The sequence below is a fragment of the Dyadobacter sp. CY323 genome, assembly GCF_021390245.1.
In the GTDB taxonomy this organism is placed as follows: domain Bacteria; phylum Bacteroidota; class Bacteroidia; order Cytophagales; family Spirosomataceae; genus Dyadobacter.
Map to the genome: position 1 here is coordinate 73,387 of NZ_JAJUXH010000028.1, position 19,006 is coordinate 92,392.

Sequence of the window (19,006 nt, forward strand, 5' to 3'; positions counted from 1 at the left end):
GGCCTTTCATAATCAAAGATCGGTTTGTCGGATTCACTAGCCCCCATCGTATTATTCTGTTACAATCGTCCCTGGCATTTGCGGCAGACCATCGAATCCCTGCGGGCTAATTCCCTGGCTTCGCAAAGCAATTTGTTTATTTATTCCGATGGCCCGAGAAATGACACTGATGAACCCTTGGTCGCTGAAATCAGAAAGTACATATCCCACATCGAAGGATTTAATAACGTATTTGTGATTGCAGCCGAAAAAAACAAGGGACTTGCGACTTCTGTGATTTCAGGTGTAACAGAAATTCTGAATCAGTATAAAAAAATCATCGTACTGGAAGACGATATGCTGAGTACACCGGATTTTCTGACCTTCATGAATGACGCATTGGATATCTACCAGGATCGGGCCGACATCTTTTCTGTAACCGGCTACACCCCTCCCATTGCTGTTCCCGCAGATTATACCAAAGACATTTACCTTGCACCACGGGCGAGTTCCTGGGGCTGGGGAACCTGGCGTGAAAAGTGGCGAAAAGCGGACTGGGAAATCCGGGACTTTGAGCGTGACTCGAAAGATCCGTCCATTGCAGCGGGGCTTAATCTGGGCGGCAGTGACCTTTGGCCGATGTTATTAAAGCAGCAAAAGGGGGTGATTGATTCGTGGGCGATCCGCTGGACTTTTACGCAGTTTAAAAATGAAGCGTACGGGCTTTATCCGGTCAGATCAAAAATTAAAAACATTGGAACAGACGGAACCGGGACTAACTTTACCTTCAAATCCGGCAATTACGGTAAAGAAATGGACGCCGGAAAAGTGACACTTGACCCTGGAATTGAGCGCGATGCAGGCGTTATCAATGCATTCCGGCATTACTATAAGTTGCCTTTTCGGGTAAAAATCAAAAACTGGGTTAAATATCGGATCTGATTGAAATTAAAATGACGTACTGGCTTCGCTACTTACTCAAAGAACCCTACACTGCTCTCAGTACTCCCGCCAGCCGCGAATTCGTTGGCCTGCTATTTAAATATGGAAATCGCGCCCGCCATAAGCCGGAGCTTGTGAAATTTGGTGGTTTCAAATTGCAGGTACCGGATGTAATGTCTTTTCTGTGGCAACATAAAGAGATATTCGCGGACGAGTTTTATTACTTCGAAACAACTAACAATCAGCCGATTATACTGGACTGTGGCGCCAATGTGGGAATGAGTATTTTATATTTCAAAAAACTGTATCCGAATGCAAAGATCACCGCATTTGAGGCCGAACCGGAAATTGCTTCTATACTTCACAGAAACCTGAAAGAAAATGGCATTTCTGATGTAACGATCATTGATAAAGCGGTCTGGACGGATGAAAATGGAATCTGGTTTGGAAGCGAATCAGCCGATTCTTCCTCGATCTATTCAACTTCCGAAAAGAAAAAGATCGATTCCATTCGTCTGAAGGATTATTTGTTAAAAGAGGAACATATTGATTTCCTCAAAATCGACATTGAGGGCGCAGAAAACGAAGTGCTCACGGATTGCCGGTATACCCTCGGTCACGTCCAAAACCTTTTCGTCGAATTCCATTCATACATCGATCATCCTCAGGAACTTGCCAATGTGATCCGGATTTTTGAAGACAACGGATTTCGTTATTTTGTCGATACCAATCAGCATCGTATCCGTCCATTCACGAACCATCGCTACCGGGGCAACGACGTAATGGATCTTCAGTTGAACATTTACGGCTGGCGTGAGTAGCTAATCACAGCCTTGCATCCACCATTTCGCGCGGCAGAACCGACTTCAAATCGTAGATCACGGATTCCGGTTTAATAAATCCTTTAAAGTCCAGCGATTGAAATGCATCGTGCGCCACGGTAAGAAGTACCGCGTCATACATCCCATTCGGTTGGTCAACAAGTGTAATGTTATACTCTTTCTTCACCTGATCGCGCGACGCCCACGGATCGAAAATATCAACCCGCATTCCGAAATCTTTTAGCTCACGATACACATCGATAACCCGGGTATTGCGGATATCCGGACAATTTTCTTTAAACGTAATCCCCAAAATCAAGACCCGGCTTCCTTCGATTTTCCGTCCTTTTTTCAGAAGAAGCTTCACAAGTTTGTTTGCTACAAAAATACCCATCGTATCATTGACCCGCCTGCCCGACAAGATTACCTGTGGATGATAGCCCAATGATTCGGCTTTATAAGCCAGGTAATATGGATCTACTCCAATGCAATGTCCACCCACCAGACCCGGATTGTACTTTAAGAAATTCCATTTGGTGGCTGCCGCTTCTAGCACTTCGCTGGTATCAATGTCCATCCGGTCAAAGATCAGCGCCAGCTCATTGACGAAGGAAATATTGATATCCCGTTGCGCATTTTCGATCGCTTTTGAAGCTTCTGCTACTTTTATGCTCGACGCGAGATGCGTACCTGCATCAATCACAGAATTATAGAGATTGTCGACAATTTTAGCGATTTCAGGCGTGGAACCCGACGTTACTTTTTTAATGCTGGTAAACGTATTGATCTTATCTCCCGGGTTAATGCGTTCTGGCGAGTAGCCGCAGAAGAAATCCACATTATAGGCTAATCCACTGGTTTTTTCCAATTCGGGGACACAATCTTCTTCTGTGCAGCCAGGGTAAACGGTTGATTCATAGATGACTATATCTCCCTTTTTTAAGAAACTCCCAATCGTCCGGCTGGCTGTTAAAAGAGGCACCAGATTTGGCTTTTTGTGATGATCAACTGGGGTTGGGACTGTGACGATGTAAACGTTGCATTGTGCCAGAATTTCCTGATCATTAGAAAATGTCAGATTCGTTATTTGACTTAGCGATTGTTCGGGAATTTCATGGGTACGGTCAAAATTTACATTTAATTCTGCGATCCGCTGCGGATTAATGTCATAGCCGTTTACCGTGTATTTGCGGCTAAATGCGACTGCCAGCGGGAGGCCCACATAGCCAAGCCCGATCACTGCAATTTTTTTCTCCGATTCAGGCTGCATTCAATGTTGCATAATTAATGGACCATAAAACTATGCATATTTCATCCTACCAAAAAATTATCGGACAAGGTGTGACCAACCCGGACTTTACGCGTATCAATTCAAATAGGCACCCACTTTTCGCTCTAAACTATGGAATTGACACTCATTCAAGAGAAAGTTTTTACGCTTCGCGGCAACAAGGTAATCCTGGATTATGACCTCGCAATTATGTACGGAGTTGAAACGAAGGTTTTAAAGCAGGCAGTGAAAAGAAATCCAGACCGTTTTCCGGAGGATTTTATGTTTGAACTGACACATGAAGAAATGAAAAACTTAAGGTCACAAAATGTGACCTCAAACTGGGGTGGCAACAGATATCTCCCATTTGCATTCACCGAACAAGGCGTAGCCATGCTTTCGAGTGTATTAAAAAGCAAGAAAGCTTTGCAGGTCAACATTACGATCATGCGTGCTTTTGTAATGATGCGCCAGTATTACCTCGATTCCGAAGAATTAAAAAAGAAAGTGGAAAAACTGGAAACGGAAATGCACATGAAATTCGACGACATTCAGCAGGCACTGAATTACCTTCTCGATCCGCCGATGATTGACAGAAACGCAATCGGATTCAAGCAAAATGCCGAGTGAACTAATGTGAATATGGATTCGGGGGGAAAATATGGACTTGAAACCCTTCTTGTTTTAATGCATTCACCACCGTCTGGGAAGGAATTTTCTTGAAAATCACTGCGCACAAAACCTGGGAAGGCATCAATGAAAAGCGCGTTAGAAAGTCGTGGAATGCCAGTTTCTTCTTGATTTTACGGAAAGCTGGCGATGAATCATCTGCCTTTTCTTTGCCGTAGGACGGATGATAATAGTTGTTGTTAATCCCTTTAAATGCAACCGCCGGCAGTCCCATTCCGTTGGCCAGCTTGTCCATTTCACGTTCCGACAACTTAAATACGTAATTGCCCACTTCTTCAAACGAATACCGGTTTCTCCAATATTTCTGCAGAAGCGACGTATCGAAGCGATCGAATATGTTACGCATGGCCAGCAGCAAAGGCATTTTTGATATCGGATCATGAGGTTCCACGAGGATTACCGCTTCGCGTGCTACGCGCAACATTTCGTAAACTCCCAGATAAGGTCTTGGGAAATGGTGATACGCCTCTTTACAAAAAACGTAGTCGAAGCTATTGTCCTCAAATGTCAGTTTTTCAACATTTTCAATCGCATATTGATTAAAAAGACCTTTGGATTGTGATAATGGCAAAAATGACCCGGAGATATCGGATGCAGTGACTTCGAGTCCCTTTTTGAAAAAATGATTGGCGTCAAATCCGTAACCATCGCCTACGGTGAGCCAGGATTTTGGCTCTGTAACAAATGGATTCGCGAGGTCGAGCATTCGCTGGTGGATCCAGTAATTGATGGTTTTTCGCTGCTGGTCATCCTCCCACAACTCGATGGCTTTATCTTTCGCTTCCTTGGTAGCGTATTGTACCTCGTACCATTCAGAATGCGCCTCGTGGCTCCGCTTCTCGCTCGACATTTGTTGCTGGGTTACCTATTTTCGGATAAAGATAGTTTTATCGATTAAAAATTTTTTAACCGCAGAACTATTAATTTTACCCACTGCCGCCAGAACATCAGCGGCGGGAAAGTCAATATCTAGCAATTTACATGGTACTTCATTTGAGTACGTTTCATCTGGAAGGCGGTGCCGGAGTAGCGGCAACAAGGCTGCACCGGGCATTATTGAAATCAGGGATCGACTCACATTTGCTAGTTCCCACCCTTCAATCGGACGAAAGAAATGCGGGCCAGCTCGCAACTTCAACCTGGAAATCCAGAAAAGCATTTGGCCGTTTTGTTGCGGAAAGGCTTTATTTTTTGCCCCATGAGAAAGACAAATCCATCCGGTTTGCTTTTTCACCGGCTGTCGCGGGTGCGGATATTAGTCAGCATCCTCTTGTAAAGAAGGCGGATATCCTTCATTTGCATTGGGTCAATTTCGGCTTTTTGTCGCTTTCTTCCCTGGAAAAGCTGTTTTCATTAGGAAAACCCATTGTCTGGACCATGCATGATATGTGGACGGTAACCGGTGGCTGCCATTACAGCCGGGGCTGCGATCATTATCTGTCGCATTGCAACTATTGTCCTTATTTAGCCAAACCAGACCGATATGATATTTCATTCGATCAATTTGAGGTTAAGAGAAAACTGTATGCTTTGGCAAAAATGGCTTTGATATCACCAAGTTTCTGGCTGAAAGATCTCACGAAAAATGCCGCATTGACAGGCCATTTAAATGCATTAACGATCCCGAATTGCATTGATACCAACCTTTTTAAACCTCTCGATAAAATCAATGTAAGAACTGAACTGCAGTTACCAACCAACAAGAAGTTGATTTTGTTTGCCGGAGCCAACACGCAGGATCCGAGAAAAGGGTTTTTATATTTTCGTGAAGCAATTGAGCATTTAAAGATGTCTTATGAAAATATCGAGGTTTTGATTTTTGGGAAAGCCGACAATCAGAGCTTTACATCATTTCCGGTGCCGGTTCATTATTTGGGAAAAATCACACATTCTGAAGAGATTGTCAAAGTTTATAATGCAGCGGATATGATCGTGGTACCTTCCCTGGAAGACAATTTACCTAATACAATCATGGAAGCCATGGCCTGCGGAACACCTGCTGTCGGATTTGCAACCGGCGGGATTCCGGAAATGATTGATCATAAACACAACGGATTTGTTGCAGAATTAAAGTCCCCAACTTCTCTTTCCGAAGGGATCAAATGGGTATTGAAAGAAAATACAGAAGGAATATTATCTGAAAATGCGCGGGAAAAAGTATTGAACCAGTATTCTGAGGGTGTAGTTGCCAGCCAGTATCAAACGATATATCAATCTTTAATGAATGGGTAATCAGCCTTTTTTGACCATTGTCACAGTTACTTTCAACGCCGGACGTTTCGTTGGCCGAACGCTGGAAAGTGTGCAAAATGCACTGGAAAAAGTGATTGACAAATCTTCGGTTGAATACCTGATCATTGATGGAAACTCTTCGGACACTACCCTATCTATCACGAAACAGTACTCAACCATTATTTCGAAGGTCGTTTCTGAAAAAGACAATGGGCTTTATGATGCTATGAATAAAGGCATTGCGATTTCGACAGGGAAGTACCTGTGGTTTCTGAATGCCGGTGATGAAGTTGCAGATGAAAATGTACTGGCTGACCTTTTGAAAGAACTGAAAACGAACCGAGACGTTTATTACAGTGACGCGATCATCGTCCGCGAGAATAGTGAGAAGGTTGGACTAAGAAGTGCAGTCACGCCACATACTCTTCCTGAAAATTTGAAATGGCAGGATTTTGCGTTGGGAATGAAAGTTTGCCACCAGGCATTTATAGCAAAAAAAGAAATTGTCCCTTTTTACGACATCGATAATCTGAGCGCCGACATTGATTGGGAAATCAGTTGCCTGAAATCTTCCAAAACCGTTCATTATCTCCCATTTATACTCTGCAAATACCTTCTCGGAGGTTTGTCAACCCAAAATCACAGACGCTCTCTTTTGGATCGTTTCACTGTTTTGAAAAAGCATTTTGGCATCATACCGACCGTCTTCAATCACATTAGAATTCTCTGGCGAGGATACAGGTTCAGCCGGCGAAATGGCAAGTATTGGTAGTACGGGTTATTCCCAGGTTATCCAAGCTTTCGCGTCTTTGGCACTGACCATATCATACGTGTCCTCGGACGTTTGTATCAGGTAGAAGCCGCTTGGATCAAATAGAAGGGCAGCACTGCTCGCGGCGGGACCCGGTTTTGGCACAGTCCCCAGAGATCCCCATTCGGGAAATATGACACGACCATCTGCAACAAAAGTAGGCCTGCCAGGTGCGTGACCATACACCAGATCCAATTTCTCTTCTTCTTCTATGTAAAATACCGGCGCAAATACGTCGTAGTCCGGGTCCACTGCCGGCTGATAAATGTAAAACGCGAATTCGTCTTTTCCTGAAACAAGATCTTTAACCTTAAATGCATCGTCAACGCCGTTGACATGAAAGCCGAATTCCGACCTCCATTCTCCCCCGGAATCGACCGGTTTTTGCCACCATCTTCTCGACGCTGCGAGATCAACCGCCAGTGGTTTAATGGCGGTTGTCACCACCGTATTGGCACCTGCACCCGAAAAACCGAGCTGAACGGTGTTTGCATTCCAGGTGAAATTGGTAAATCCGGTGATCGTTTGAGAACCGTTCACAAGCGGCTTTACAAATGTGAGACCTGCCGGGCCAAAATAATATTCGGTCGTGAAAGTATTACCAGTGGTTCCCGACAGCCAGGTAAGCTTTATCACTCGATCTTGTTGATTAACCGTAATTTCATAGGTAACTCCACCCAGTGTAATCCGCTTGAAATAAGTCTGGTATTTGGCGATATTGTTGAAAAGCAGGCTTTTTGCCACACTTCCGTTTGTATATGCAGTTGCCTGAGCTTCGTTGGCCCTGGTCAGCACAAGTCTGCTCTTATTTTTCCGTCCCACCAATGTAATGACATCTGTTTTCACGGAATCCGGAAAAATGCTGAATTCAAAATCCGATTTCAACCCTTCTCCCAAATCGCCGCCATTCACGTCAGACTCGGGATCTGACAACACATGCAGGTACGAGTAGGTATCAAAGATCAACGAAGGAGTTTGAAGTGCTTTTAGCCGGTAGCTGCTTTCCTTCGCAGTAGCCGCAGAAGCATCTGCAAAATCGGAATACATTACCACCCGATTTTGATTATTGAACTTGAAATGAAATCCGTAGCTCCCGCCACCAGCCGGATAAATTACTGCATTCCAGCCGCTCGGAGCCTCTACAAGTTGCTTTTCGTAGGATGCCAGCGCTGCATTCAACCGGACGTCGGCCGTTTCCTCAAAAACAGTATCGTCGCTGTTTTCACAAGAGAAAAAAGCGGCGGTCAGAAACAGGACATATAGAATGGAATTTTTCATCTAAATTTTAAAAAAGTTTATTCATAGATCCTCTAACCCGTTTTTGAAGGCTATAAAAATCTATTTTCCATGTGTTTTTGTAATACGCAACCACAATCGCCTCCTTTTGTCTCAGTGAAGCCTGCGCCTGCGCTTTGGTAACCCCTCTCGGACTGGTACCCTCGGGAATGGAGTTTACAATTTTGTCAAAACCCGCTTTCCCCTCCGTCAGCATCATCGCGATCATTTCTACAAAATCTTCGTCAAAATTAAGTGAACTGTAAGCTGTCACAAAACCATCTCTCCGCGCATCTTCATCCGACCAGTTTATCCAGTTTCCACCCTGATATAAAGACTTCGTAATATTCTTGTATTCCACCGGATAAAGCACAGTTTGATGCAGAATATGGCCGAATTCATGATGAATGGTATGTAAAAACCAATCCTTTACAAATGAAGAATCCTCTGCCGGGTTATACCCAGCCATACCCTTTATTTTGAACAAATTGGTCCCGTATAAAATCACTTTACGCCCACCTTCCGCGGTTCCCAGCGTCACTGAACCTTCGGCATTGTATTCATTACTTCCGGAAAGGACAAAAAATTTCGGAGAATATTTGTTGTAAAAAACTTCACCCGCCTCCTGCACATACGGCAATGTCCAGGCTTTTTTAATGGTGCTTAATAATGGCACTACCTGCGCCTCATCGGGCGGAACCAGGGTTTTAGTAATATTTCCGAATTCAAACTGGTCCCACTTATACTTGGCAGAAATGTTATACGGTATGGTAAGGCTGTCCATTATCCATTTGTCAATCGGCCCAGGCACCCATGTGTCACCCCCCAATCCTGAAATGTCGTCGACCTCACCGATTTCTTCTTCTTTGCAGGAAGTAAGTGTGGCAGTGAGGATAAGCGCCGCAAAAAATAGTTTCGAAATTGTTCTTAATAGTATCATGGTCATTTTCTCAACATTACCTGTTGTTTTGTTCTATACCTGAAATTGTCGCCGACTGTGGAATCTGCAGAACCCTGCGCGGGTCATTTGCGGGGACGGTAATGACAGCACCACCGCTTGTCTGGTGCTGAACCGTAATCGCATAACGCTGAATGTCAAACCAACGCATTCCTTCCTGCACGAATTCGATTCTTTTAAAAGCTAAAATTGTGCTTACCAGCCCCTGCAGCACATTCGTATTTGCCCCGAAATAACTTCGAATGCTCGCAGAGGTCACCGAATGCCGGGCAGCATTGTAGTTGCTGACACGTTTGCTCACGAATAGGTTGAGATCAGCAAGTGCCGCGGCGGAATTGTTCAGATAGGCATTGGCTTCGGCGCGGTTAAACAATACCTCCTCGGCCGTAAACGCCGGGAGCATCACATATGGGAATCCAATTTCTGCATTCACCGATTCACGGACAAAATATTCATTCAATTTCGGGATCAGGTAGTTGTTGTCTCCCTGACTATATAATGGAAAAGCCCAGCTTGCCGAGCCCAGGATAATGTTCTCACCCGCAGAAACTTCCTGCCATTTCCGGTAGTTCATTCCATATCGGTAAGTCGCCACATTCCGACCATACAGGGAAGATGTTTCGATCAGCAACAGATTCGCATTCTGGCTCGCACGGGAATACGTGTTATACAATTCCTGGGGCGAAAGGCTTTCGTAAGTAGTATTCCACGGCCTGAGGTTTTCACCAAGATTTCCGCCTGGGAACACGGCGTTTGCGTATTCAAGTACCTTCGCGTAATTCTTTTTCACAAGATAAAACCGGCTCGCAAATGCATTCGCGGCCGCGCGGTTGAAATGATATTTAGGAACGGTATAGGTGCCGTCGTTGATCAGAGGCAATCCTTCCAGCAGGTCCTTTTCGATCATTTCATAGACATAAGCAACAGTCTTTCTTTCATACTTTTTGATCACAACATCTTCCGGTTCAGTCACATACGGAATACCCGGATCTGAATTTGGCTGCTGCGGATCGTAAAATTTGCAAAAGAAGTTGACCAGCATAAAATGACCGTAAGCTCTCGCAACCAATGCTTCGCCTCGCTGAGCGGCATATTGAGAAGGATCAGCTGTTTTGCCGATGATTGAAAGTGCCTCATTTGCCACCGAAATGGCGCGGTAACATTCCGCCCAGTACGAATCGGGGGAATCCTGCTCGTCGACGGTGGCTTCTACTTCCTCGAAAAGGTATGAAAAGCGGTTTGTCTTATCGTCAGTTCCTGTACCCTTATCCCCGACATTATCGCTCATGGATTCGGCAAAAACCACATAATTAGCCTGCGGATAAGCTGTCGCAAGAAGCTGCGAAACTTGCTTGGGTGTATTGATCGACGCCCTGGTACTATCCGGCTCGGTGGAAAGAAAATCTTCACAACCGGTCAGAATTAGCACTGGCAAGATCAGAATGGCCGTTTTAAATATTGTTGCTCTACTCATGTTAATCACTTTTTACCTCACCTCCTGCGATTATAATGTCAATTTCAACGCAACTGTAAACTGTTTCTGGATCGGTTGCGCAACTCCGCCCGAATTGAAGAATTCAGGATCCTGGCCTTTCAGTTTTTTATCCGCATAAATGAGCCATGGATTGATCGACGATACCTGGATACTTGCGGCTTTGAAACCATATTTCACGATCACTGGTAATGGCACCTTGTACGACAGTGAAACGGATTTCAACCGCACAAAATCACCTTTCGCAACCCGCTCGGTTGAATAATTGTAAATACTATAGGGATACGTCCCTACTAAATATTGTTGTTCAAGCTTATCTGCGATCGACGGCATATTGGTAACATCCTCATCGCCAGGAATAACCCACCGATCCAGAAATTCTTTTGGCATAGCGTCGAGATCACTGAATGCGCCTTTATACAAAGGATTAAGACGAATTTTGTTTCCAGCCTGATAGGTAAAGAATACATTGAGGGACAGATCCTTATAGGTTAAGGTATTATTAAAACCACCTGTCAAAGGAGGATCTACCGGCCCCTCGTACTTCAAATAACTCACATTTTGATCCTGCAGATAGACATCGGAGCTTACCTCGCCATTCTCATTTAGGAAAATAGGCACACCCGTTTTTGGGTTAAGTGAATTGTAGTCGATTGAAAAAAGGCTTCTTACCGGTTTTTTGCGCACATTCGCTCCCTCTGCTTTAACCAAATCAAATATCCCGGGATTGTTATCCACATTTGTGATCAAAGTCTGCGCATATCCCACGGTGATCCTCGACCGGAAATCCCAATCACGGTTTTTAAACAAAACCCCATCTACTGAAAAATCTACACCATACGATTCCATATCGGCATAATTGGCGACTTTGTAAATCTGTCCGCCGATTCCCGAGGTTTTGATTTCGTCGATCAGGTCAAAACTGTTCCTCATATACCCATCTACGGTGAGGTTGATCCTGTTTGCAAACAGGCCCAGATCAAGGCCGACATTACCACTATATAATTTCTCCCAGGTCAGCTCGGTATTTTGAAGCGATGCCAGCTGAATGGCCGATTCTTTTTCATCGACAATGGGCCGTCTTGTAATAATGCTCTGGAACAAAACTGCCGAGTTGGTAGCCGGGCCGGTATCGGCCGAAAGCCCGTAACTGGCTCGCAGTCGTCCCATACTCAGCCATTTAAGGTTTTTGAAAAAATTCTCACGGTCAAAATTCCACGACCCTGCAACGGTATAGGTCGGGAGCCATCTGGCGGTGGTAGATTTTCCGAAACTATTGGAGCCATCGTACCGAATGTAACCCGTGAAGTTGTATTTGTCGTCCAATGTGTACCCTGCACTTCCATAAAACGCCGCGAACCGTTCGTAGTCCATTCGCATTCCGTAGTACTGAAAGTTGCTTTCGATGGTTTGCTTCAAAATTCTGTAATCCACGAAAGGAGTACCTCCCTGATCGTATTGAAATCCGTAACCTGTATTATTGGTGTTTTGCCTGTTTGTGTACTTAATCTCCTGGCCGGCAAGCAAATCGATCACATGTCTTTCATTAAACTTTTGATTGTACCGGAAGTTGTTACGTATGTTATAAAACAGCATCTGGTCTTCATTTCTATTATAAAAACCACCACTTGGAAGCACAACCACCGGATATGCATTCGGAACGTCAGGATCTGTGTACAGATATTTGTTCGCCAAAGCGATCGTCGAATTTTCTGCTGCGCGATAGGCGTTCGCCATGTTACTATGCTCGGTAATGATGTGCTCCCGACCCGTCTGAATGTAGCGGAGTGCACCTATGAAATCGTAGGTGAGGTGGTCGGTGATTTTATAGGATAAATTACCCTGTACTTTGATATCGCCGAGGGTCAGATTGATCTTATTATTAGCCAATTCAGACACGATGTTAAATGGCGCAAAGTTTCTTCTGAAATATTCGAGATCCCCGTTTTCATCGTAAGCCGTCAATGTCCGGCTCGTATTCAATGCATAGCTGAATGGATTAATGTCAAAATCCCGGTCAAATTTTCCTTCTACGGGATTGCTTCTCCTGCTCAACGAGCCAGGAGCCTGCTGCCTTCTCACCGAAGCAAGTGTCAGTATCCCAATGCTCACTTTATCAGATAACTGATAGGAATTTTTGAAATTGAGCGTATACCTTTTTACTTTATCAGCAATCGTCCAGCCATTATCATCCAGATAACTCACGGATGCATAGGAGTTCGACTTATCCGTTCCGAATGAGACGCTCAGCGAATGCTCCTGAATGAAATTCTGTTTGAAAAGTACATCGAACCAATCCGTATTTGATCTGGCATAACGCATCAGGAAATCTTTCTTCGCTTCCGGCGTATTGGGCAATGGAAAAGTACCCTGGTCATTTCCATTCAACGAATTGTAATATTTACCATAAACCCCGTAATCCGGGCTGGATAAAACACTGGAAGTGAGGTACCCTTTACGTTCAAGCTCTCCAAGTACCGACATTTGCTGGGCCGAATTCATGATATTGAAATTGCGGTAAGACGGGGTGAGCTGCGTGCTGAAATTGCCTGAGTACGTGATCACAGGCTTTCCGCTTTTTCCTTTTTTAGTCGTGATCACGATCACGCCGTTCATAGCCCGGGCACCATATAATGCAGCCGCGGCCGCATCTTTCAAAATATCAAATGTTTCGATATCATTCGGATTCAACCCGGCTACTGCCGAACCCAGCAAGGTGGTTGGATCCCCACTGGATAGCTGGTCATTTGAAATATTGACGATATCTTCCTGTACAACCCCATCGATTACCCAAAGTGGTTTGTTATCTCCATTCAAAGAAGTTGCTCCGCGTATCCTGATTTTCGGCGCTGCCCCAAAGGTACCTGACACATTTTGAATGGAAACACCGGCGGCCCGGCCTTCGAGCATGCGGCTCACGTCGGGAAGCCCGTCAATCTTCACGTCATCGGTTTTCAGCGTTACCGCCGAGCCTGTGAATTTATCTTTGTCAATCTGCTGAAAACCAGTAACGACCACATCCTGTAACCCTACCGCATCTTCGGCCAGCTCAATGGACATGCTTCGCGTCGCTTTTACTTCTTTCGCCAGAAAACCGATCATGGTAACCACTACTGTGGAGCCTTCGGGAACATCCGTCAAAACAAACTCGCCTTTTTCATTGGTAACAGTCCCTTTTTGAGTGCCTTTTATGCGAACGGTAGACCCTATGAGCGACTCGCCACTGCTACTTTTCACATTACCGCGAATGTCAATATTGGCAGCAGACCCGCGCGAGGAAAATGGGGAAATAAGGGTGAGTAAGAAAAAGGCAACACTAACAAACACAAAAAGCCGACTCTGGCCACTGATCCGATAGAAAAGGTTCATATATGTAATGTATAGGTCTAAATCAAAATTAATGGGTTTCCGCCTGCGGCGATTTTAGGAATTATTGATTTCAATAATACGCAATTATAGTAGTAATTAACGAAACAATTCAATACTATTCAGGCGGTGCTTGGTAAAATTTCAGAACTGGAACTGGAAGTCAGCAATTCGAATACGCTGGAATGATGACTGATGTGGAGGGTGCAGATAATTTTTGAGGATTATCTTAATTAAAACATTTTAGATTCCTTTTTATTGTGGCTTTAAAGTGTGTTTATGGCAATTTTTTTACGTTTTTCAGAGAGCCTTCTTTTCAGTCAAAACTGAGGTAATGCGATTCAATTCATCGACTTTATATGCGAAATCGCCTTTCAGCATTTCCCGCACCGCTTTGAGTTGCTCCATCGCAGTTTCCAAATTATCCGGCAATGCTTCGCTCAATACCTCTTTGAGCCGTTTTGCGAGTGTCGGCGACATACCATTGGTCGAGATCGCTACTTTCAAATTTCCTTTTCGTACGACCGAAGAAAGATAAAAATCGCAGATATCCGGCGTGTCCGCCACATTCACTATGAGGTGCTTTTCTCGCGCTACAAGGGCAATCCGTTTGTTTTCAGCTTTATCATTTGTCGCTACGAGCACCAGGTCTTTCTCTCTAAGATCTTGATCCTCAAATTTCCGCTCAATTAGATTTATTCGTGAATTATCCTTGGCGAGCGTGCGTATTTCCATTCCTATTTCAGGTGAAACCAGGGTGACATTGGCCTCCGGGGAATTCTGCAATACCGCAGTCAGTTTTTCCAAAGCCACATAACCCCCACCAACAATGAGCATTTGCAGGTTTTCCAGTTTTAAAAATATCGGGAATAGATTGTTCATAACTCAAATTTAGCTCAAATCTTAAAAGATCGTTAGGTAATATCCGTCATATTATAACTATTCCAACAATTGTACTTTTACTATCTCCCTCTTTCCCCGTACCTTTGCAGTATGATCGCGATTACCAACCTCAGTTATTTTTTAGGCGACCGTGCACTTTATGATAGTGCGTCGCTGCATATAAAGCCAAAGCAGAAAATTGGTCTGATTGGCCTTAATGGAACGGGAAAGTCTACACTCCTCAGAATGATCAACGGAGAATTTCAGCCTGATGGCGGGAATATCTCAAAAGCAGGCGACTGTACGATCGGCTTTCTCAACCAGGATTTGCTTTCATACCAGAGTGACGATTCCATACTTTCAGTTGCCATGCAGGCATTTGAGAGACAAAATATCCTTCAGGTGCAGATGGATAAAATTCTGCACGATATGGAGAATAATTATACCGACGCATTGGTTGATAAGCTTGCAAAGGTTCAGGATGAGTTTGAAGCACTCGATGGTTATACCGTCCAGTCGAAGGCGGAAGCGATCCTGGAAGGTCTTGGTTTTTCCACAGCTGACCTTCATGAGCCTTTAAGACTGTTTTCCGGGGGTTGGAGAATGCGTGTGATGCTTGCAAAGCTTTTATTACAAAAGCCTTCCCTGCTCATGCTGGATGAACCTACCAACCACCTTGACTTACCTTCGATTCAATGGGTTGAAAAATATGTGCAGTCTTACGAAGGAGCTGTAATCGTAGTTTCCCACGACCGTGCATTCCTTGATAATACTGTGGACACCACGGTGGAAGTTTCGGGTGGAAAATTGAATTACTACGCTGGAAATTATTCTTACTATTTAGAAGAAAAAGAGCAGAGAAATGATATTCAGCGCGGTGCCTATGAAAATCAACAAGCAAAAATTCGCCAGACGGAACGGTTTATAGAGCGATTTAAGGCAAAGGCTACCAAATCGAAGCAAGTTCAAAGCCGCGTGAAAGCATTGGACAGAATGGACGTGGTAGACCAGGTTATCGACGAAAATGCCAAAGTACATTTTCGTTTTCAGTTCACTACTCAGCCGGGCCGGCACGTTTTCCAGCTGGAAGATGCGTCCAAAGCGTACGGTGAAAAGGTGATCCTGGACAGTACGAGCATCAGTATGGAGCGTGGCGACAAGATCGCATTGATCGGCGCGAACGGACGCGGAAAGTCTACGGTGCTGCGCGTTGTGGCTGGCACTGAGAACATTGAAGGAAAAAGGCGACTTGGGCATAATGTATCGTTTACATTCTATGCGCAGCATCAGCTTGAATCGCTCAACGTTCAGCATAACCTGATTGAGGAGCTAAAATACGCCAATCCAAACAAGACGGAAACGGAACTCAGAACGGTACTTGGTTGCTTCCTTTTCTCCGGCGACGATGTTTTTAAGAAAATCAAAGTGCTTTCCGGAGGTGAAAAATCACGAGTTGCATTAGCCAAGGTACTGCTTTCACAAGCGAATTTCCTGCTGCTCGATGAACCTACCAACCACCTTGATATGCAGTCTGTTAATATTCTGATCCAGGCATTGCAACAGTACGAGGGCAGTTATATCGTAGTTTCTCACGACCGGTATTTTGTTGAAAATATCGCAAATAAGATCTGGTACATCGAGGATCATCAGATTAAAGAATATCCGGGTACTTATCAGGAATATGAGATTTGGATTGAAGAACGCGGCTTACAATCGGCTGTCAGCGAAAAAGCAGTTGTCAGCAGCGCGCCGCCTCAAAAACCAACCTCACAGCCCACACCAAAGAGCAACGGCAAGCCAGTTTCAAATGAAGATTCTCAAAAACTGAAGAAGGCTCAAAAGCAGATCGAGGAACTGGAATTGACAATCAACAACCTGGAATCACGGAAATCGGAAACCGAAACGAAGCTCGCAGATCCGAAAATTTACAATGATTCAACAGCATTGTCAGAAATAAACCGGTTTTATGCAGATATCAAGCAAAAGCTTGAAAAAAGTACCGAAGACTGGGAAAATCTGATGATGGAAGTGGAGGAGCTGGCTGGGAAGTAGGATTAAACAAAAAGAGGAAATCAACCCGATTTTCTCTTTTTGTTTAATCCTATCATCGCACTAATATGTCTTCTGTTTCGGCGTAAATGTCTTTTAAGGCAATGCGCAATTCAACACTTTTAAGCTCAATAAATTCATCGATTGCATATCCCTCAGAGGCAATATACCAAAAGCCATTTTCGTCTTTTCTGTAAACTTCCGCTGCAATTTTAGAAGAGTCGATGACCACATATTCGCACAAAGACGGTATGCTTCTGTAAAAGTGAAACTTCTCTCCCCTGTCGTAAGAAGATGTTGATGATGAAAGCACTTCAATAATCACATTTGGGTTTACAAGAGTATCTTTCTTCTCATCAAGAAATTCGTTTCTCCCACAAACGATAATCACATCCGGATAGGTGTACAAGCCATTTTCAGGAATGTTTAGCCGCATATCATTCGAAAACGTATGACAGGACTTCCCTTTAAAAGCAATGTAACATTCTCCTGAAAGATTCTGCACAATCCGGTTATGATTGTGCCCTGCGCCAGCCATTGCAAATATTTCTCCGCGAAAATATTCACTTTTATACTCGGCCTCCCGTTCTAATTCCAGATATTCTTGTTCGGAATACATGTTTCTCGTTTGTGCTGTCATTTATAATGTAATCAAAAATAGTTAATAATGATCAAAAGACCTTTCATTAACTTAGACTTAACTTCATCGAAAACTAGATGCTGTTCTCCTAAAATTAAAATGCATTTCTCTTTTCTTTTTTTTCTCTTACTTGGTTTCCAGACTGTTCGGAGCCAGCCTCAAAACTTGCGTCTGGAAGATCATATTTATAATGAAAAGATCAGGACCGTACTGCTTTATCCGGCATTGGAAAATCCGGAAAACCCTACCCGATTGCTTACACCTGCCATTAAGCCACTGAATGCTACCTCACCATTTGTTCTTGAATTCGACGATCTGTCAGGTCAGTTTGAAGGTTACAGGGCTAAAATCGTGCATTGTAATATGGATTGGACGAAGTCAAATCTGAACGATATAGAATTTACTTTTGAGTTTAATGAATATCCGATCAGCTCGTACGAGCAGTCTTTTAGCACAAAAGTCCCCTATTTTCATTATCGCCTGGAAGTTCCCAGGTTAAAACTGTCCGGCAATTACGTCATCTATGTTTATTCCGATCGTGATCGGAAGCCTGTTCTTAGCCGGAGGTTTATGCTCTACGAGTCCAGGGTCAACGTTGCGGCGAAGGCCCGTTTTTCACAAGGAATCCAGCAGCAGTTTTCGGACCAGCAAATCGATTTCGAAGTAAATTATAAGGGTTATCAGCTCAATGCGCCTCAAACGGACCTGAAAGTAATACTGCGTAAAAATTTCCGGTGGGATCAAACGCGCTCAGGATTTAAGCCGACCAATGTGCGCCCATTTGATCAGCTCCTTGAATACACTTTTTTTGATTTGGAAAATACATTTCCCGGCGGCAATGAATTTCGCTATTTCGACAGCCGGACGTTATCGGGACGAGGGTATGGTGTGAATGAAATCGAACGAACCGCCGATTTCACTCGACTTTCGTTGTTTCCCGACAAATCCAGGGCAGTTGGCGGGCACATCCAAATCGATGATTTTAATGGTCAATACATTGTAGATCAGCGGGAATCCGGGCGGGGAAGCGTGGAGGCTGATTACACTCCCGTTTTATTTACATTAAAAGTCGAAGAAGAACCCGGTGCGCAGTTCTATGTGAATGGAGCATTTAATCTATGGCAACTCGACGACCGCAACCGAATGACTTACAACCCGGATACAAAGGTTTATGAAGTGGAAATGGTTATTAAGCAGGGAGTTATTAATTATGATTACGTGGTTGTGAGGGGTGATAAAAAGCCGGACGAGGCTTACATTGAAGGAAATTATGCCGAGACGGAAAATGACTATGATATTTTAATTTACCATCGCCCGCCGGCGGGAAGAGCGGATCTTTTGATTGGGTACCGGACCGTAGAGTGGAACCGGCGCAGGTAAGATGTGGGGGGGAAGGGAGTAAAAGTGAAATGTAAAAAGTGAGATGTGAGATGTTAGGGGTAAAGAAAGCAGCTGTGAGAGTTGCTTTCTTTTACCCTTTAAGACACTATCTCAAAATCTGTGTAAAGTTTAAATCGGGGTTTGTAACTCCGATTTTTTACTTTTAACAAAACACAGTTTATGAGACCAGAAGATTTGTTGACTGATGAGTTTTTAAAG

Annotated in this window: 15 protein-coding genes; 7 read left to right on the forward strand and 8 right to left on the reverse strand. The window is 44.1% G+C overall.

The window, feature by feature from the left end; translation table 11 throughout:
• Positions 1-24 precede the first annotated feature (24 nt).
• On the forward strand, positions 25-921 hold the full coding sequence (locus LZG72_RS26685) for a glycosyltransferase (RefSeq protein ID WP_233878204.1): 897 nt from the start codon (positions 25-27) through the stop codon (positions 919-921).
• Between the two features lie 11 nt (positions 922-932).
• The gene (locus LZG72_RS26690) at positions 933-1,742 is read left to right on the forward strand and encodes an FkbM family methyltransferase (protein WP_233878205.1); all 810 of its coding nucleotides are present in this window, start codon (positions 933-935) and stop codon (positions 1,740-1,742) included.
• Between the two features lie 4 nt (positions 1,743-1,746).
• Here the strand turns inward: LZG72_RS26690 and LZG72_RS26695 are convergent, their stop codons facing one another.
• Positions 1,747-3,012: a nucleotide sugar dehydrogenase gene (locus LZG72_RS26695; RefSeq protein ID WP_233878206.1), complete on the reverse strand. Its 1,266-nt coding sequence runs from the start codon at positions 3,010-3,012 to the stop codon at positions 1,747-1,749.
• Positions 3,013-3,144: 132 nt separating this feature from the next.
• Between LZG72_RS26695 and LZG72_RS26700 the strand changes: the two genes are divergently transcribed.
• On the forward strand, positions 3,145-3,642 hold the full coding sequence (locus LZG72_RS26700) for an ORF6N domain-containing protein (RefSeq protein ID WP_233878207.1): 498 nt from the start codon (positions 3,145-3,147) through the stop codon (positions 3,640-3,642).
• A gap of 1 nt (position 3,643) precedes the next feature.
• On the opposite strand, the gene LZG72_RS26705 is transcribed toward LZG72_RS26700, so the two are convergent.
• Entirely contained in the window at positions 3,644-4,552 is a 909-nt protein-coding gene (locus LZG72_RS26705) for a class I SAM-dependent methyltransferase (protein WP_233878208.1), read from the reverse strand.
• A gap of 131 nt (positions 4,553-4,683) precedes the next feature.
• Between LZG72_RS26705 and LZG72_RS26710 the strand changes: the two genes are divergently transcribed.
• Together LZG72_RS26710 and LZG72_RS26715 are read left to right on the forward strand one after the other, a co-directional pair.
• Positions 4,684-5,934 carry a glycosyltransferase family 4 protein gene (locus LZG72_RS26710; protein ID WP_233878209.1) on the forward strand — a complete coding sequence of 417 codons (1,251 nt, stop codon included), beginning with the start codon at positions 4,684-4,686 and terminating at the stop codon, positions 5,932-5,934.
• Positions 5,927-6,706: a glycosyltransferase family 2 protein gene (locus tag LZG72_RS26715; RefSeq protein WP_233878210.1), complete on the forward strand. Its 780-nt coding sequence runs from the start codon at positions 5,927-5,929 to the stop codon at positions 6,704-6,706. Before LZG72_RS26710 ends, LZG72_RS26715 begins: the two co-directional genes overlap by 8 nt.
• Before the next feature lie 6 nt (positions 6,707-6,712).
• On the opposite strand, the gene LZG72_RS26720 is transcribed toward LZG72_RS26715, so the two are convergent.
• The 5 genes from LZG72_RS26720 to LZG72_RS26740 form a co-directional block, all read right to left on the reverse strand.
• Positions 6,713-8,023, reverse strand: a complete 1,311-nt coding sequence (locus LZG72_RS26720) for a DUF4302 domain-containing protein (RefSeq protein ID WP_233878211.1) — start codon at positions 8,021-8,023, stop codon at positions 6,713-6,715.
• Positions 8,024-8,030: 7 nt separating this feature from the next.
• Positions 8,031-8,966, reverse strand: a complete 936-nt coding sequence (locus tag LZG72_RS26725; protein WP_233878212.1) for a putative zinc-binding metallopeptidase — start codon at positions 8,964-8,966, stop codon at positions 8,031-8,033.
• A gap of 10 nt (positions 8,967-8,976) precedes the next feature.
• Positions 8,977-10,452 carry a RagB/SusD family nutrient uptake outer membrane protein gene (locus LZG72_RS26730; RefSeq protein ID WP_233878213.1) on the reverse strand — a complete coding sequence of 492 codons (1,476 nt, stop codon included), beginning with the start codon at positions 10,450-10,452 and terminating at the stop codon, positions 8,977-8,979.
• A gap of 30 nt (positions 10,453-10,482) precedes the next feature.
• A complete protein-coding gene (locus tag LZG72_RS26735; protein ID WP_233878214.1) occupies positions 10,483-13,839 on the reverse strand; it encodes a SusC/RagA family TonB-linked outer membrane protein in 3,357 nt (1,118 codons plus the stop codon).
• A 297-nt stretch (positions 13,840-14,136) separates the two neighbouring features.
• Positions 14,137-14,718, reverse strand: coding sequence for a bifunctional precorrin-2 dehydrogenase/sirohydrochlorin ferrochelatase (locus LZG72_RS26740; protein ID WP_233878215.1), 582 nt, complete (start codon positions 14,716-14,718; stop codon positions 14,137-14,139).
• Between the two features lie 111 nt (positions 14,719-14,829).
• Here LZG72_RS26740 and LZG72_RS26745 point away from each other — a divergent pair, with 111 nt between their 5' ends.
• Positions 14,830-16,770 (forward strand): ABC-F family ATP-binding cassette domain-containing protein, encoded by a 1,941-nt coding sequence (locus LZG72_RS26745; protein ID WP_233878216.1) that lies wholly within the window; start codon positions 14,830-14,832, stop codon positions 16,768-16,770.
• Between the two features lie 52 nt (positions 16,771-16,822).
• Here the strand turns inward: LZG72_RS26745 and LZG72_RS26750 are convergent, their stop codons facing one another.
• Positions 16,823-17,386, reverse strand: coding sequence for a Uma2 family endonuclease (locus tag LZG72_RS26750; RefSeq protein ID WP_233878217.1), 564 nt, complete (start codon positions 17,384-17,386; stop codon positions 16,823-16,825).
• A gap of 120 nt (positions 17,387-17,506) precedes the next feature.
• Between LZG72_RS26750 and LZG72_RS26755 the strand changes: the two genes are divergently transcribed.
• A complete protein-coding gene (locus LZG72_RS26755; RefSeq protein ID WP_233878218.1) occupies positions 17,507-18,787 on the forward strand; it encodes a DUF5103 domain-containing protein in 1,281 nt (426 codons plus the stop codon).
• The last annotated feature ends 219 nt before the right edge of the window (positions 18,788-19,006 follow it).

What these genes read in the sequence shown, in the direction of transcription:
- LZG72_RS26690 (WP_233878205.1), top strand. Translation starts at nt 933, where the DNA reads ATGACGTACTGGCTTCGCTACTTACTCAAAGAACCCTACACTGCTCTC.
- LZG72_RS26695 (WP_233878206.1), bottom strand. Translation starts at nt 3,012, where the DNA reads ATGCAGCCTGAATCGGAGAAAAAAATTGCAGTGATCGGGCTTGGCTAT.
- LZG72_RS26700 (WP_233878207.1), top strand. Translation starts at nt 3,145, where the DNA reads ATGGAATTGACACTCATTCAAGAGAAAGTTTTTACGCTTCGCGGCAAC.
- LZG72_RS26705 (WP_233878208.1), bottom strand. Translation starts at nt 4,552, where the DNA reads ATGTCGAGCGAGAAGCGGAGCCACGAGGCGCATTCTGAATGGTACGAG.
- LZG72_RS26710 (WP_233878209.1), top strand. Translation starts at nt 4,684, where the DNA reads ATGGTACTTCATTTGAGTACGTTTCATCTGGAAGGCGGTGCCGGAGTA.
- LZG72_RS26715 (WP_233878210.1), top strand. Translation starts at nt 5,927, where the DNA reads ATGGGTAATCAGCCTTTTTTGACCATTGTCACAGTTACTTTCAACGCC.
- LZG72_RS26720 (WP_233878211.1), bottom strand. Translation starts at nt 8,023, where the DNA reads ATGAAAAATTCCATTCTATATGTCCTGTTTCTGACCGCCGCTTTTTTC.
- LZG72_RS26725 (WP_233878212.1), bottom strand. Translation starts at nt 8,966, where the DNA reads ATGACCATGATACTATTAAGAACAATTTCGAAACTATTTTTTGCGGCG.
- LZG72_RS26730 (WP_233878213.1), bottom strand. Translation starts at nt 10,452, where the DNA reads ATGAGTAGAGCAACAATATTTAAAACGGCCATTCTGATCTTGCCAGTG.
- LZG72_RS26735 (WP_233878214.1), bottom strand. Translation starts at nt 13,839, where the DNA reads ATGAACCTTTTCTATCGGATCAGTGGCCAGAGTCGGCTTTTTGTGTTT.
- LZG72_RS26740 (WP_233878215.1), bottom strand. Translation starts at nt 14,718, where the DNA reads ATGAACAATCTATTCCCGATATTTTTAAAACTGGAAAACCTGCAAATG.
- LZG72_RS26745 (WP_233878216.1), top strand. Translation starts at nt 14,830, where the DNA reads ATGATCGCGATTACCAACCTCAGTTATTTTTTAGGCGACCGTGCACTT.
- LZG72_RS26750 (WP_233878217.1), bottom strand. Translation starts at nt 17,386, where the DNA reads ATGTATTCCGAACAAGAATATCTGGAATTAGAACGGGAGGCCGAGTAT.
- LZG72_RS26755 (WP_233878218.1), top strand. Translation starts at nt 17,507, where the DNA reads ATGCATTTCTCTTTTCTTTTTTTTCTCTTACTTGGTTTCCAGACTGTT.